The organism is Streptomyces sp. NRRL F-5122, from assembly GCF_001507435.1.
Taxonomy (GTDB): Bacteria; Actinomycetota; Actinomycetes; order Streptomycetales; family Streptomycetaceae; genus Streptomyces; species Streptomyces lannensis.
Genome location: NZ_LMWH01000150.1, coordinates 15,795 through 31,139, shown reverse-complemented (window position 1 = coordinate 31,139; position 15,345 = coordinate 15,795). Strand labels below are relative to the sequence as shown.

General features: G+C 72.7%; 10 protein-coding genes. 8 read left to right on the top strand and 2 right to left on the bottom strand.

The window, feature by feature from the left end; all coding sequences use genetic code 11:
- Positions 1-299: 299 nt before the first annotated feature.
- On the bottom strand, positions 300-1,499 hold the full coding sequence (locus ADL25_RS16955) for a S8 family serine peptidase (RefSeq protein ID WP_059128584.1): 1,200 nt from the start codon (positions 1,497-1,499) through the stop codon (positions 300-302).
- A 193-nt stretch (positions 1,500-1,692) separates the two neighbouring features.
- Between ADL25_RS16955 and ADL25_RS16950 the strand changes: the two genes are divergently transcribed.
- Positions 1,693-2,490 (top strand): SAM-dependent methyltransferase, encoded by a 798-nt coding sequence (locus ADL25_RS16950; protein ID WP_059128583.1) that lies wholly within the window; start codon positions 1,693-1,695, stop codon positions 2,488-2,490.
- A 111-nt stretch (positions 2,491-2,601) separates the two neighbouring features.
- On the top strand, positions 2,602-3,150 hold the full coding sequence (locus ADL25_RS16945) for a YciI family protein (protein WP_059128582.1): 549 nt from the start codon (positions 2,602-2,604) through the stop codon (positions 3,148-3,150).
- Between the two features lie 70 nt (positions 3,151-3,220).
- On the opposite strand, the gene ADL25_RS16940 is transcribed toward ADL25_RS16945, so the two are convergent.
- Positions 3,221-6,541, bottom strand: coding sequence for a right-handed parallel beta-helix repeat-containing protein (locus ADL25_RS16940; RefSeq protein WP_059128581.1), 3,321 nt, complete (start codon positions 6,539-6,541; stop codon positions 3,221-3,223).
- Positions 6,542-6,855: 314 nt separating this feature from the next.
- On the opposite strand from ADL25_RS16940, the gene ADL25_RS16935 reads away from it, so the two are divergent.
- The 6 genes from ADL25_RS16935 to ADL25_RS16910 all read left to right on the top strand — a co-directional run bounded on the left by ADL25_RS16935 (position 6,856) and on the right by ADL25_RS16910 (position 15,292).
- Positions 6,856-8,121, top strand: a complete 1,266-nt coding sequence (locus ADL25_RS16935) for a serine hydrolase domain-containing protein (protein ID WP_059128580.1) — start codon at positions 6,856-6,858, stop codon at positions 8,119-8,121.
- A gap of 421 nt (positions 8,122-8,542) precedes the next feature.
- Positions 8,543-10,636 (top strand): elongation factor G, encoded by a 2,094-nt coding sequence (fusA, locus tag ADL25_RS16930; protein WP_059128579.1) that lies wholly within the window; start codon positions 8,543-8,545, stop codon positions 10,634-10,636.
- A gap of 224 nt (positions 10,637-10,860) precedes the next feature.
- A complete protein-coding gene (locus ADL25_RS49770) occupies positions 10,861-11,367 on the top strand; it encodes an SH3 domain-containing protein (RefSeq protein ID WP_059128578.1) in 507 nt (168 codons plus the stop codon).
- A gap of 225 nt (positions 11,368-11,592) precedes the next feature.
- The gene (locus tag ADL25_RS16920; RefSeq protein WP_059128577.1) at positions 11,593-12,399 is read left to right on the top strand and encodes a helix-turn-helix domain-containing protein; all 807 of its coding nucleotides are present in this window, start codon (positions 11,593-11,595) and stop codon (positions 12,397-12,399) included.
- A gap of 143 nt (positions 12,400-12,542) precedes the next feature.
- Entirely contained in the window at positions 12,543-13,256 is a 714-nt protein-coding gene (locus tag ADL25_RS16915; protein ID WP_059128576.1) for a hypothetical protein, read from the top strand.
- A gap of 206 nt (positions 13,257-13,462) precedes the next feature.
- Positions 13,463-15,292, top strand: a complete 1,830-nt coding sequence (locus ADL25_RS16910) for a phosphatidylglycerol lysyltransferase domain-containing protein (RefSeq protein WP_079050413.1) — start codon at positions 13,463-13,465, stop codon at positions 15,290-15,292.
- Positions 15,293-15,345: the final 53 nt, after the last annotated feature.

Here is a 15,345-nt window from a genome sequence, read left to right as displayed (position 1 = left end):
CACGGCCGTCGGGGCCCTCGACCGCGGACACCGGCTGTCCGCCGCACGGGGCGGCCTGCCGCGGGACGCTTCCACGGTGGGCCGGGCTGCTCAGGGGCGGTGGGTTTGCCGGGGGTTGCGTCGGGGCGGCGGGCTGTCGCGGGCCGGGTGCCGGTCGGGGTTCGGCGGCGGGAATGGCCGCCACGGTCCGTGCGGCCCGTAGGAACCAGTCCTGCGCGAGCCGCCGGGGGCGGAAGCGCACGGTTCGCCGGGCCGCTCACGGTTGTGGGCGTGCCGCGCGGTCCGGGGTCGGGGTGGGGTCAGCGGCGGGCCGGGCGCCAGTTGCGGGCCCGACCGCGCGGAATGATGACCGAGGCCCAGACGACCAGCAGGACCACTCCCGCGCCCGCCGCCGCGAGCACGACGGCACGGCGGGTAGCACGCTCACCGGCCCCATCGGAGTGGAGACGGACCGGCGGGGCCGGCCGGGCCCGTGCGGCCCCGGCGGCCGCCTCCCGCACGGAGGTGAGGGCCGCGTAGGGGTCGAGGCGCGGCACGTCCGCCGGATAGGCCGTGGTTGTCAACTGCCGGGCGACCTGTGCCGCCGTGAGGTCGGGATGAGCGGCACGGACGATCGCCGCCGTACCGGCGACGTAGGCCGCGGCGAGCGACGCACCGGAGCCGATGAAGTGTCCCGTCCCCTTGGGGCCGGGGCCCACGACTCCGTCGCCCGGCGCGGCGAGGTCGGCGGAGCGAGGGGTGTAGGCCCCGTCGGGGCGCTTGCCGGCGACGTCGACGTCGAGCACGGACAGCACGCCCTGCTGAGCGGCCGGCCAGTAGTCCTGGGGCGGCGGTGCGGAGGACGAGGTGGCGGTCGTGGGCGCGTCGGGCACCGCGGCGGCCACGATCAGGACGTCCCGGTCCGCGGCATGACGCACGGCCGAGGTCAGGGCGTCGGAGCCCTGCACCAGGGCGGGGGACACCTCGACGATCCGGGCCCCGGCGTCCACCGCGGCACGGATGCCCGCCGCCACACCGGCGGCGGTGGCGACACCGTGCTCGTCCGTGCCCCGGACCCCGAGGACGCGTGCCCCCTGGGCCACCCCCGCGAAACGCACACCCTTCGCCGGGGCGGAGGCGATGATCCCGGCGACGAAACTGCCGTGCCCCACGCAGTCCACGCCCGCGCCGCCGACCGCCGTGACACGGCCCTTCAGGGTCGGCGCCTGCTGCGAGACCCCGGTGTCGACGACCGCGACCGTCACGCCCGCACCGCTTCCCCACTGCCGGACGCCGGACAGGCCCAGGGAGTGCTGTTCCCACGGCACCGCGGAGGCCACCGCGCTCGACGCACCCGCGCAGGCGGCGCCGTCGGCGAGCCGTGACTTCAGCACCGGCAGCCGTACGGTGGTGCCCGCCGCGAAGGCCACGGGGGACGTCGGCCCCAGTGCCGTCACCGTTGTGAGGACCAGCGGTATCAGCGCTCGCAGGGAGCGGGGGAGGCGACGCATGGCACGCATACTAGAGCGTGTCGTGGAAGCCCCCGGCTTCGCGCACCCCTCATAGGCCGCTGCTGCTCGGCACCCGGCGGATCGCCGCGCCGTTCCCTCATTCACCACGACCCAACTGCGCTCGTGCAAGCGGGAGTTGATGTGGAAAACTGTCGTCGGCCGTACACGGGCGGGGCCGTGGGGCCGTCGAGAGGAGCGCGGTGTGGGACAGGACGGCTTGCGCACGGACGAGATCGACACGAGCAGGGCGCACCCCGCGCGGATCTACGACTATCTGCTGGGAGGCAAGGACCACTTCGAAGTGGACCGGCAGGCAGGCGAGGCACTCGTCGCCGCCGCACCCGAGGTCCGGGCCGGCCTGCGGGCCAACCGCTCCTTCCTGCAGCGCGCCGTCCGCCATGTGATCGGAACAGGGGTCCGCCAGATCCTCGACATCGGGTGCGGACTGCCCACCTCACCCGATGTCCACGAGATCGCCCTGCGGCCGGCACCGGACGTGCGCGTCGTCTACGTCGACAACGATCCCATCGTGAAGGCACAGGGAGACGCGCTGCTCAGCCGCTCGGGGACGACCGGGATCGTGCTCGCCGACCTGCGCGCCCCCCTGGCCCTCGTGGGCCACCCCGAGGTCCGCCGGGTCATCGACTTCGACCAGCCCGTCGCCCTGCTTCTCGGGGCCGTACTGCACTTCATCACAGACGCCGAGAACCCCGCGCAGATCGTCGCCACCCTGCGCGACGCACTCCCGGCCGGAAGTTTCCTGGTGCTTTCCCACGCCACGGGCGACTTCGCCGATCGCAGCAAGGCGCAGTCGGTCTACAACAGGGCCACCGCCACCCTGAACCTGAGGTCCCGCGTCGAGGTCGAGCGGATCTTCGCCGGTTTCGACCTGCTCGAGCCGGGCCTGGCCCAGATCCCGTTCTGGCGCCCGGACAGCCCGCCGCCGGCAGGTTCCGAGGCGATCGGCTTCTACGGGGGCGTGGGCCGCAGGACGGGCTGAACCGCCCTTCGCCGCCCGGCGTGTCACGTGCCTGCCCGCGGGGAGAAGGCCCGGGAAGGGCGCGTGCGGAACGGGTTGTGACCGCTCGGCGGGTCGGGACAGGCTGTGCGCATGGAGTTCTTCTGCTACCACCGCGACCGGCCCGGCTCCGTCGCGCTGCGCGACGAGCTGCTGGGAGAGCACTGGTCCTACATGGACCGGTTCGCGGCCCAGTTGATCGCTCGCGGCCCCACCTTCGCCGACGACGGTGAGACGCCCACCGGGAGCGTGCACATCGTGGACCTGCCCGATCCCGCGGCCGCGCGTGCGTTCGCCTTCGACGAGCCCAACCACCAGGCCGGTGTGTACCGGGACGTGCTGTTGCGCCGGTGGCGCAACCTGCTGGGGCGCACCATGTGGGACTACCCCGGTGGGCGCACCGGCGGCAACCGCTACCTGGTGCTCGGTCTTGGCTCGGGTCCGGCCGCCGATCTCGACGTACCCTCCGACCGGGACGGGCTGATCGCGTACGGTCCTCTGCTGTCCGACGACGCCGCCACCTGGCTGGGCACGGCGGTGCTGCTCCGGGCCCCGGACCCGGACACGGCACGTGCCGTCCTCACCCCGGAGCACTACGCCGGCATCGAGGTCTACGAATGGGAGTTCGGCGGACGGAGGTGACGGGTCGGGACGTACCGGGCCGACGGTGCCGGGCCCACGACGGCCCGGCACCGCAGCCGGACACCGTCCGTCACACGACGGGCTCCTGCCAGGGCACGTCACCGGGCACCAGCAGACGCAGGTCCTCGATGCCCGGCGCCGCCATCGTGCTCAGCCTGCCGGCCTGACGGGTCATCATGCTCTCCAGGACCTGGCGGGCGAGCCGCGCGTTGCCGAACGAGCGGTCACGCGGCAGCGAGTCGAAGTACTTGCGCAGCACCTGGCCCGCACCCGGCCCGCATTCGTATCCCGCCGAGGTGGCGTGCTGGCGCACGATGGTCACCAGCTCGTCCGAGGAGTAGTCCGGGAACTCCACCCGCCGCGAGAAGCGGGACGACAGACCGGGGTTGGAGGACAGGAAGCGCTCCATCTCCTCCGTGTAGCCGGCGACGATCACCACGACCTCGTCGCGGTGGTCCTCCATGAGCTTGAGCAGCGTGTCCACCGCCTCCCGCCCGAAGTCGGAGCCCGCGGACGGCCCCGAGGGCGTCAGGGTGTAGGCCTCGTCGACGAACAGCACACCGCCCAGGGCGCGTTCGAAGACCTCGCGGGTGAGCTGCGCGGTGTGACCGACGTACCGGCCCACCAGGTCCGCACGGGACACCTCCACCAGCTGTCCGCGCGGCAGTACGCCGAGGGAGACGAGGAGTTCGCCGTAGAGCCGTGCGACGGTGGTCTTGCCCGTGCCGGGCGGCCCGGTGAAGACCAGGTGGTGGCTGATGCGCGGCACCGGAAGCCCCGCGGCCTCGCGCTGGCGCGCGGTGGACAGCAGGTTGACCAGGTCGGTGACGTCCCGCTTGACCGCGGCCAGGCCCACGAGGTCGCCCAGCCGGGCCAGCGGGTCGCTCTCCTGCCCCGCCGCGGACTCGCCCGACACGGCCGCGGCGACCTCCTCACCGAGGTCCTCCGCCACGAGCAGCGTCAGGTCCCGTTCGCCGACGTCCGACAGCGACGCCAGCCGGAACGCCTGCCGGTCCACCATCTCCTCGAACACCTGCCGGGCCGCCCGGCCGTTGCCGAACGTGGCGTCCTTCGGCATGCGCTCGAAGTGCAGGGCGAGCGCCTTGCGCGCGGTGTCGTCCAGCTCGTACTGGTGGCGGGCGCACATGCTCTCCACGATCGCCACCAGCTCCGGCACCGCGTAGTTCTCGAACTCGACGGTGCGCGAGAAACGCGACGCAAGACCGGGGTTGGAGGCGAGGAACGCCTCCATCTCGGCGGAGTACCCCGCCGCCACCACGACGATGTCCTCGCGGTGGTCCTCCATCAGCTTCAGCAGCGTGTCCACGGCCTCCCGGCCGAAGTCGGCGCCCGAACTGCGTCCGTCGGACAACAGGGTGTAGGCCTCGTCGATGAAGAGCACACCGCCGAGCGCCTTGGTGAAGGTCTCGGTGGTCTTGATCGCGGTGCCGCCCACGATCTGGGCGACCAGATCGGCACGGGAGACCTCGACCAGATGTCCCGAGCGCAGTGCGCCCAGTTCGGCGAGGATGGTGCCGTACAGGCGTGCGACGGTCGTCTTACCGGTGCCGGGCGGGCCGGCGAAGACGAGGTGGCGGCTCATCGGCGGCGCGGACATGCCGAGCCGGGCCCGGCGCTGGGCGAGCTGGGTGAGATTGACGAGCGTGCGGACCTGGTGCTTGACGTTCTCCAGACCGATGAGGCCGTCGAGCGCCGCCAGCGGCCCGTCCTCGCGGGTGAGCCCCGCGTCGCCGTCGCCGCCGGACGCCGGGTCGGTGCCCTCGGCGTCACCGAGCCCCCAGGCGTCCCGCTTGCCGTTCCCGCTGCTGGTCAGCCCCTCGACGGCGAGCCGGTCTCCGGGCCTGGCCTGGACCAGGCCGCCTCCGGCGTTGTCGCGGGCGGTGCAGTTGACGACGGACACCGGTGAAGTGCTCTCGATCCGGTAACCGTCCTTGGCGCTCGCGGCCACCTCGCAGGCGTTGAACGAGGCCCGCCCCCCGTCGGCGACGAGGACGCCGTGACCGGTGCTCCCGCTCACCTTCACCCGGGTGGCGGTGACCTCCCCGTCCTCCTGCACGATGATCCCCGCCTCGGCGGGCGCACGGACCTCGCAGTCCCGGACGGTCATGATGCCGCCGGGGCCGATCGACAGACCGCCCGCGGACGGCGAATCGACGCTGCCGCCACCGACGTAGACGTTGCCGTCGTCCTCGGACCTGATGCCCGCGCCGCCCGGCCGTTCGATCTCGCAGTCCTCGAGCCGGCCCCGGCCGTCCTTCACGACCTCGACGCCGTGGCCGCCCGGCGCGCTGATGCGGGCGCGGCGCAGCAGCGGATTGGCTCCGGTGCGTATGGAGACACCCGCCCCGGCCGCGTCGAGGATCTCCATCCGGTCCAATTCGGCCGCCGAGTCCTCCTCCAGCAGCACGGCCGTCTCCGCGCAGTCGCGGATCGTCAGCCCGACCAGGACGGGGGAGGCCGATCCCGTCACCCGCAGCGCCGGCGCCTGCGCCGCGTCCAGCCAGCAGTCCTCGAAGGTGCCCCGCGAACGCTCGGTGACCAGCAGCCCGTGGCTCTTGGTGCGGGCCGTGCGGCAGCGGCGCAGCAGCGGGTCGGTACCGCCGCCCAGCACCACGCCGGGTCCGGAGGTGCCGGTGACCCGCACGTCGTCGAGCGTCGTACGGGATTGGCTGGTCAGGTGTACGCCGGTGCTCGTGTCGTGGACGACCGTGCGCAGCACCCGGGTGGTGCTGCGGTCCTCCAGCGCGATGGCCGGCTTGTCGGTGGAGGAGATGTCGCACTCCTCGACGGAGCCCTGGGCCTCGCCATTGGCGAGCACGCCGTTGCCGCGGGCGTCACGGATGGTGCAGCCGCGCACGGTGATCCGGCCGTTCTCGCCGATCACCACGCCGGATGTGCCGAGGTGTTCGATGGTGCAGGATTCGATGGAGCTGTCCACGGCCGAGGTCGCGACGACCCCGGCGCCCCCCGGATTGCTGATCCGGCAGTCCCGCAGGGCCAGCGAGCCGCTGCCCCGGACCAGCAGCGCGGCCCAGGCGGTGCCGCTGACCTCGCAGCCGTCCATCGCGACCTGTCCGCGCGGGACGTCGATGACCGGCAGTTCGTCGTCCCGGCCCCGGATCACGAGGTCGGTGAGCATCACGGCGTCCGCCTTCAGCACCACCGCGCTGCCCCTGCGGGGGGCTATCTCGACCGTGCCGCGAGACTGTTCGGCGACGATGGTGACCGGGGTGGTGATCGTCAGGTTCTCCGCGTAGGTACCGGGGAAAACGCTGATGACGGCTCCGCTGCGCGCCCTCGCCAGGGCCTCACCGATCGTCCGATAGCTGCCCGGCCGCTCGTGGCCGACCGTCAGTACCTGGCGTGACAAGCGTGAACCTCCTGTAGACGGCACCGGCGTCCACGGGACCGGGATGCCCGGCGGTGCCTGGCGTGAGCGGCACCATCATGCCGGGCGACAGGAGCGCCCGGCCACACCAGGCCGGTCGCACCGCGGAATCCGCCCGGCTCGGCACACGAGGCGGCCCGCCCTGCCCGTCCTGCCCTCACGACCGCTTTCCGCCGCGTCCCCCACCTGGCGGAACTCGCCGCGGGCCACGCCGCCACCCGACATATGCTGACTTCGAACCTCGGGGGTCGTGACCTACGGCAGGCCGTGCTCCGCGGCCCGGTTGGAGTCAGCCCATGACGCATTCGCGTGGACGGCTGCGCAGGGCGGCCGCGACGGTCGCCACGGCAGGGACGCTCCTGCTGCCGCTCGTCGCCGCGGCCACGTTCGGTATGCCGGAGCCGGACACCAACGCCGTCACCGTCGCCCTGCCGCACCTACCGCCCGACGCCTCGCCGTTGGCCACTCAGGACGTACGGGGACTCACCCCCGACGTGCGGCGGCAACTCGACGCGGCCGTGCGCCGGGTCATGCGGGAGGCGGATGTGCCGGGGGTGACCGTGGGGCTGTGGATGGCCGACAGGGGCAAATACGTGCGGTCGTTCGGGGTCGCGGACAAGGCCGACGGGAAGCGGATGTCCCGGAACCTCGACATGCGGATCGGCAGTGAGACCAAGACGTTCACCGTGACGGCCCTGCTCCAGCTCGTCGACCTGGGCAGGGCCGGCCTGGACGATCCCATCTGGAAGTACGTCGACGGCGTGCCGAACGGGGACAGGATCACCCTGCGCGACCTGGCCGGGATGCGCAGCGGGCTGTTCAACTACTCCGAGGACGACGGCTTCTACCGGGCACTGACGTCCGATCCGCGGCGTTCCTTCACACCGCGGCAGCTGCTGGACTACTCCTTCGGGCACCCCGTGCAGTTCTCGCCGGGGGAGAAGTTCGACTACTGCAACACCAACCTCGTCCTGCTCGGTCTGGTCGTCGAGAAGGTCAGCGGTGAGCGGCTCGGGGACTTCATCGAGAAGAACGTCCTCGCCCCGGCCGGGCTGGACCACACGTCGTTCCCGTCCGACGCGGCGTTCCCGGCCCAGCATGCGCAGGGGTACACGGACCAGACCGCGAGCGGGAAGACCGAGGACGCGACCGACTGGAACCCCTCCTGGGGCTGGGCGGCCGGAGCGATGATCTCCGATCTGCACGATCTGAGCGTGTGGGCGCGCACGGTGGCCACGGGCACGCTCCCGAACGGCGGCCCGCTGATCAGCCCCGCCCTGCAGAAACAGCGTCTGACCACTCCCCCGACCGCGATCCGCGGCGCGGGGTACGGACTCGGCATCTTCAACGTACGGGGCTGGCTCGGGCACAACGGATCCCTGCCGGGCTACGAGTCCCTGACGGTGTACCTCCCGTCGGCGCGGGCGACGCTCGTGATCCTGCTCAACACCGATGTCGACCATGACGGTCAGGAGCCCAGCACGCTGTTCGGCGAAGCCGTCACGAGGATCGCCACGCCGGGGCACGTCTTCGACCTGCGCGCACAGCCCGCGGCCCGGTGACGGACCACGGGCCGGCCGCAGGCGGGCAGTTCGGGGACCGCGCGGGCTGTCTCCTGCCTTCGGGCCGGGAAGAAAATCCGGTGCCTGCCTCCCGGCCCGCTTCCTACACTCGTCACACATCGCGCGCCGCCATGTCTGTGCGGCGCGTCTCGTGACGAGTGAGGGGAGCCGGCCGTGCGTGAGCGCACCACCGTCGTCGTCCCCCCGTCGCGGTCCGAGGTGATTCTGGTGTCCCGGAAGGTCCGGTGCCGGCTGCGCGGCCGGCACCGGATGCCCGTGACGAACGGCTGACGTCCGACGCCCCTCTGCCCGAGCACGCCGTGCCGGGCGGGGCCGTCGCGTCTCGAACCGCTTCCGCGCGGGGCCGTTCGCCCGGGAATCGCGCCGCCCTGTTCGGAATTACCCTGAAAGGCCACGGGCCGTGCGTACCGACCTGCACCGTCATCTCACCAGTCCGCTCACCGCCGTTCGCAATCTGGGCATCCTGGCCCACGTCGACGCCGGCAAGACCACCGTCACCGAGCGGATCCTGTATGTCACCGGGACCACCCACAAACGCGGGGAGGTCCATGACGGCACGACCGTCACCGACTTCGACCCCCAGGAGCGCGATCGTGGGATCACCATCTTCGCCGCGGCGGCCAGTTGTGCCTGGGACGGCCACCGGATCAACCTGATCGACACCCCGGGCCATGTCGACTTCGCCGACGAGGTCGAGCGTTCGCTGCGCGTCCTGGACGGAGCGATCGCGGTGTTCGACGCGGTCGCGGGCGTCGAGCCGCAGAGCGAGTCGGTGTGGCGGCAGGCCGACCACCACGGGGTGCCGCGGATCGCCTTCGTCAACAAGCTGGATCGTGCGGGTGCCGATCTCGACACGGCGGTGGAGTCGATCCGACGGCGGCTGCATCCCACCCCGCTGGTGGTGCAGATGCCGATCGGCGCGGAGGGGGACTTCACCGGTGTGGTGGACCTGCTGCGCATGCGGTCGCTGATCTGGGCGGACGGTATCGACTCGGCCGAGGAGGGGCCGGTACCGAACACCCTGCGTGAGGAGGCGCTGCGGCGTCGCAGACTGCTGGAGGAGGCCGTGGCCGAACTGCACCCCTCGGCGCTGGAGGAGTTCTGCGCCGCGTCGGCGCTCGGCGAGCGGACGCTCTCCCGTGCGCTGCGCGACCTCACGCGCACGGGCGACGGCCTGGTGGTGCTGTGCGGCTCCGCCTACCGCAACCGCGGTGTCGAGCCGCTGCTGGACGCCGTCGTGGCCTATCTGCCCTCGCCCCTGGACGTGCCCGCGGTGCGCGGTACCGCGGACGGTGCGGAGCAGGAGCGGGCGGCCGATCCGGCGGCGCCGTTCGCGGCGCTGGCGTTCAAGGTGCAGGCGGGCGCGACGGGCCGGCTGACGTATCTGCGTGTCTATTCGGGCACGTTGAGGAAGGGGGAGACGGTGCTGGACGCGGGAGCCGGGCGTACCGAGCGCGTCGCCCGGATCCTGCGGATGCGGGCCGACCGCCACACGGAACTGGAGCTGGCCGTGGCCGGGGACATCGTCGCGGTGGTCGGGCCGAAGGCGGCCCGTCCCGGATCGACGCTGTGCGCACCGGGGGCACCGCTCGTCCTCGAAGCGCCCACGGTCGCCGAACCGGTGGTCTCGGTCGCACTCGAGGCCCGCAGGAGCGCCGACGCCGGCAGGCTGGGTCCGGCACTGGCGCGACTGGTCGAGGAGGACCCCTCACTGGCTCTGCGGGCCGACCCGGAGACCGGTCAGACGGTGCTGTCCGGCATGGGTGAACTTCACCTGGAGGTGGCGGTGGAGAAGATCCGCCGCGACCACGGCCTCGACCTCGCCGTCGGCCGGCCGCGGGTGACGTACCGGGAGACCGTGGCCCGCGGCGTCACCGGGCTGGTGTACCGGCACGTCAAACAGGACGGCGGTGCGGGTCAGTTCGCCCATGTCGTCCTCGACGTGGAGCCGTTGCCGCCCGAGGGCGACGGTGACGCCGCGACCGGTTTCGTGTTCCGCTCGGCCGTCGTCGGCGGCCGGGTGCCGCAGGAGTACGTACGGGCCGTGGAGGCCGGTTGCCGGGACGCCCTGGCCGAGGGGCCGCTCGGCGGTCATCAGGTGACCGGGCTGCGCGTCGTGCTGACCGACGGCGCGATCCATCCGAAGGACTCCTCGGAGACGGCGTTCCGCACGGCCGGGCGGCTCGGCCTGCGGGCGGCGCTGCGGGCGTGCGCGATGCTCCTGCTGGAGCCCGTGGCCGAGGTCACGGTGACCGTGCCCGACGACGCCGTCGGCGGGGTGCTGGGCGATCTGGCGGCACGCCGTGGCCGGGTCACGGGTTCCACGGCGCGGTCCGGCGGCACGGTGGTCACCGCCACCGTGCCGCTGGCCGAACTGTTCGGCTACGCGACCCGGTTGCGCAGCCGAACCCAGGGCCGCGGGTCCTTCACCGCCCGGCCGGCCGGTCATGTCCGGGCCCCGGGGGCGGCGTCCGACGGGACGGCGCTTCGGTAGGGCCCCGGCGACGGCCCCGCCCCGAGCGGGCGGGAGCCGTCCGGGCACCCCGGTGTCCCGCGCCGCACGGGACGGGCGTCCGCAGGTCACGGCGCCCGTCCCGTCCCACGGGACGTTCCCCGCGTCCCTGGAACGATGGAACGGAATTCCCGGGCGTCGGCGCGGAAACGCTGGGCGACGTGAGATCACGCCTCGTGATCGGCACTGTCAGTACGGAGGTTTCCATGATTCGTCGGACACTGCAGGGCGGCCTGGTGGCCGCGGTCGCGATGTTCGCGCTCGTGCCCACGGCGGCCGTTGCCGCCGAGGGCGACCACGCCGGCCCGGCATCGGTCGTCGCGACGGTCCCGCACCGCCCGCACACGCTGCTCCCGGTCCCCGCCCGGCACACTCCCGTCCGTCACCGCGCGCACCGGTTCACGCGGCACCACCACCACTACGTCCGGCACACGCGCCGCGTCCACCACGTCACGGGGGCGGCGTACCACCACCGTGCCCGTCGGGTCGTGGGCCGGGTCGCCACACAGCACAGGTCGCTGAACGTCCGCTCCGGCCCCGGACTCGGCTACCGCGTGATCAGCCACCGCCGGGCCCAGGGCCGGGTGTTGCTGGTCTGCAAGAAGCACGGCTCCTACGTCTTCGGGAACCGGCGCTGGTACAGGCTCGCGGGCAACAGGGGATACGTCTCCGCCCACTACGTCCGCCCGCGGAGTGCCGTGCGCTGGTGCTGAAGCCCTACCCTCACCCCCTCCAGAACAGCGGCCTGCCCGGACACCTCCGTGTGTCCGGGCGGGCCGTCGGTGCGTCCCGGTCCCGTCGGCTCACCCTCCTCATACCGCTCCCGATGTGTGACGGACCCTCAAACAAGGGAACACATCTCCACAACATGGGCGAACCGCCCAAAGTGGAATCGGCGTTGAGGGAAAGGTCATGCGACAGTCCCAAGGATCGAGACCGTGAAGGCAGGCGCAGCACGGACGGAGGCGCCCCATGGGCCCGCGGCCACCCCGCTCGCACCGATGGGCGGACCGTTCGTGACGGAGCTGCGCGATCTGAAGGAGAGCACCGGTCTCAGCCTCGCGGCCCTGGCCGCGCGTACCCCGTACAGCAAATCGGCCTGGCACCGTTATCTCAACGGTGCCCAGCGGCCCCCGCGTTCGGCGGTGGAGGCGCTGGCGCGGCTCGCGGGCGTCGACCCCGCGCCCGTTCTGAGCCTGTGGGAGGCGTCCGACGCTCCGCCGGCGGTTGACGCGCCCTTGCGCACCGGGCCCGCCCCGTCGCGCCGCGTCCGCCTGCGGCGGCTGCCGCTGTCGGCGCTCGCCCTGATCGTCACCATCGCCGCCGTGGCCGTCACCCTGGTGACCTCCCACCGCTCCGGGGCGCCGGGCGGACGGTCGGTGGCGGCCTCCCATCGGTGCCGGGGCAGCTCCTGCCAGGGCCAGTTGCCCGATGTCGCCGCCTGTGACCGGGACGCTCAGACCAAGAGCACCGTCCGGGCCGCCTCCTACGCGGTACGGCTCGAGTACTCGCCGTCCTGCGGAACGGCCTGGGCCGAGGTCGTAGCCAGGAAGTCGGCGGACCGCGTGATCTCCGTGCGCTCGGGGCGCGACGTGCTGTCCGCGGCGTACCCGGGCGACGGCTCCGGCGGCACGGCGAGTCCCATGTTGGCCGCTGCATCACCCGAAGGTGTGGAGGCGTGTGCCGAGGTGGACGGCAAACTGGCCTGTACCGGCCTCGGTGCCCTGTCCGGCGGTGATCAATGAGCGGGTGATCGCACTGGACGTGTGTGCGCGCCGTGCCCCGTGTCGCCGCATTCCCCCTGACGGTTGTCCTACATGTTGTAGGGTTTGGCCCGTCCGTCCGCCGGTCGGCATCGGCCGGCACCCAGTCACCGATCGGGGGATCCGTGCAGGAGTCCGACGAGCCGTCACCAACCGACGGTCCGATCTACGAACGGCTGGTGGATCGGGCCCTCGACCTTCCGCTGGTCGCGCACGCGATCGACGCCGGGGGCGCGGGTCCGTCACGCGCGGCGCTGCGGGTGCGGGCACTTCAGGCGTGCGACCGGCTCGCCGCCGCCGCACCCGAGGAGTACGCCCGTTATCTCGCGCTGCGGGCCGCCGTCCTCGCCCGTGGCGGACGGGGGCCGGGCGAGGGCGGCCGGTCCAGAGGTGGGTTGCTCCCCGTGCTGGCGGTACTGGTGCCCAGTCTCGGGGCCGCTGCCACCGGTGTGTTCCTGCTGTGCGGGTTCGGCCTGCGCGCCTTCGCCGTACGCCCTCACATCGGCGACGGCCTGGTGATGGCCGGGGTGATCGCCGCCGCCGTGACGGCGGGTGCGGCTCTGGGGGACCTCGCATGGATCCTGGCGACCCGGTCGCGGGGCCGCTGCGGACAGGGCGGGGACGGTCGCTCGGACGGCGATCCAGAGGTGCGCGCGGCCCGCGCGGACTGGGAGCATGCCGTGCTGGAGCGGGGAGTGGTCCCGTTCCTGCTGGGGCAGCTCGATCCCGGGCACGCCGATGGCCGGGGTGCGGGAGGCGATCGCGTCGAGGCGCGGCACGCGGACGGCGGGCCCGTGGACCGGGAGCGCGCAGTGGGTGCGGAGGAGAGAGCCCAGTGACGGTGCCGGGGTGCTGCGTGGGCCGGTCCCGGCCGGAGCGGCCGTTCTTGCCTGACTCCTACCGTGGGCGGGGTCACGACCACCCCTACGGCATGTAGGGTCGAAGTGATGTCCGAGACGGCCGGCCGAGGGCAGACCGTCCCCGCACATGTGTCCTCTTCCGTCCCCGCCGGTCGCACCGGCCCCCGTCAAGGTGAGTCATCGCGGTGCCCGCACACCAATCGACACTGATCCCCCGGCAGCAGGCCCTGCACCACCGGGGTTCGGAGGGGGAACGAACGCCCCTGCGCGCCCGGCTGCGCCCCGGGGCCGCCGCCGCCACGGTCTGGTACCTGAGGCTGCAGGCCGTGCTGAACATCGTGGCGGTTCTCTCACTGCCCTTCCGTGAAGAGGTGCACGAACACAACGTCGGCCGGTTCTTCACCCCGTACCTGGCCACCGCCGGACTGGTGTCCGCCGCCCTCGCGCTGTTCCTCGCCGTGGTCATGCGGCGCCGCAAGCGCGCCGCATGGATCTTCAACATGCTGCTGGCCGGTCCGCTGTTCGCGCTCTACGTCCTCGCCCTGACCCAGGATGCCTATCGGCAGCACGTCTTCAACTGGATCTCGACGTTGCTCACCGGCGTGTTCGTGGCGGCCCTGCTGCTCGGCCGCAAGGAGTTCCGGGCCGTGGGCGACCGCTCCAATCCCAAGCTCGCCCTCGTCGTGGGCGCCTGCGGCGTCCTGGTCAGCGCAGGCATCGGCACCTTGTTGGTGGACGCCACCAACAAGGTGCCCGGCGCCTCACCGACCGACAAGATCGCGTACACGCTGCTGCGCGGGGTCAGCGTCGGCCCGCTCGCCGACCGCATCGACGCCGTGGACGCGCCGCGTTGGGTGGACATCATCATCAACGTCCTGATGGCAGCCACCTTCCTCCTCGTCCTGTACGCCTGCTTCCGCGCCCCCCGCGGCCGGGAACTGCTCGGCGAGCAGGACGAGCGGCGGCTGCGGGCCCTCCTCGCCCGGCACGGCGAACGCGACTCCCTCGGGTACTTCGCGCTGCGCCGTGACAAGGCCGTCATCTGGTCCCCGAGCGGAAAGGCCGCCATCACCTACCGTGTCGTCGGCGGCGTCACCCTGGCCTCCGGTGACCCGATCGGCGACCCCGAGGCATGGCCCGGGGCCATCGACGAGTGGCTGGAGGAGGCCCGCCGGCACGCATGGACCCCCGCCGTGATGGGCGCGGGGGAGGAGGCCGGGACGATCTACGCCCGGCACGGCCTGGACGCGCTCGAACTCGGTGACGAGGCCATCGTGGAGGTCGCCGACTTCAGCCTGGAGGGACGCGCGATGCGGGTCGTGCGCCAGGCACACAACCGTGTGGGCCGGGCCGGATACACGGTGCGGATCCGCCGCCACGGCGACATCCCCGAGGCCGAGATGGCCCTGCTCATCGAGAAGGCCGACCACTGGCGGGAGGGAGGCGGCGAGCGCGGCTTCTCCATGGCGCTCGGCCGCCTCGGCGACCCCGCCGACGAGGGCTGCGTGATGCTCGAGTGCCGCGACAGCGAGGGACGGCCCCGGGCCCTGCTCAGCTTTGTGCCCTGGGGGGAACGCGGCCTCTCCCTCGACCTGATGCGGCGCGACCGCCAGTGCGAGAACGGCCTGATGGAGTTCATGGTCATCGAGCTTCTGCTGCGCGCCCGGGAACTAGGCCTCGAGCGGGTCTCGCTCAACTTCGCCATGTTCCGAGCGGTGTTCGAACGCGGCTCCCGCCTGGGCGCGGGTCCCGTGCTGCGGTTGTGGCGCTCGGTGCTGACCTTCTTCTCCCGCTGGTGGCAGATCGAGTCCCTCTACCGCGCGAACGCCAAGTACCGCCCCGTGTGGGAGCCGCGCTTCCTGCTGTTCGAGAAGAGCGGCGACATCCCGCGCATCGGGATCGCCAGCGCCCGGGCCGAGGGCTTCCTGACGGTGCCGAGCCTGCCGCCTCTCGGGCGGCGCCACCGGCGTGACGCCCAGGGGCAGCCGCGAGCGGCGCACGGGAAGGGTTCCTGACCGGGTAGGCGGAGGGTCATCGAGCGGCAAAGTCCCGGGCCCGCGGTGAGACG

What these genes read in the sequence shown, in the direction of transcription:
- ADL25_RS16955 (WP_059128584.1), bottom strand. Translation starts at nt 1,499, where the DNA reads ATGCGTGCCATGCGTCGCCTCCCCCGCTCCCTGCGAGCGCTGATACCG.
- ADL25_RS16945 (WP_059128582.1), top strand. Translation starts at nt 2,602, where the DNA reads ATGGAGTTCTTCTGCTACCACCGCGACCGGCCCGGCTCCGTCGCGCTG.
- ADL25_RS16935 (WP_059128580.1), top strand. Translation starts at nt 6,856, where the DNA reads ATGACGCATTCGCGTGGACGGCTGCGCAGGGCGGCCGCGACGGTCGCC.
- ADL25_RS49770 (WP_059128578.1), top strand. Translation starts at nt 10,861, where the DNA reads ATGATTCGTCGGACACTGCAGGGCGGCCTGGTGGCCGCGGTCGCGATG.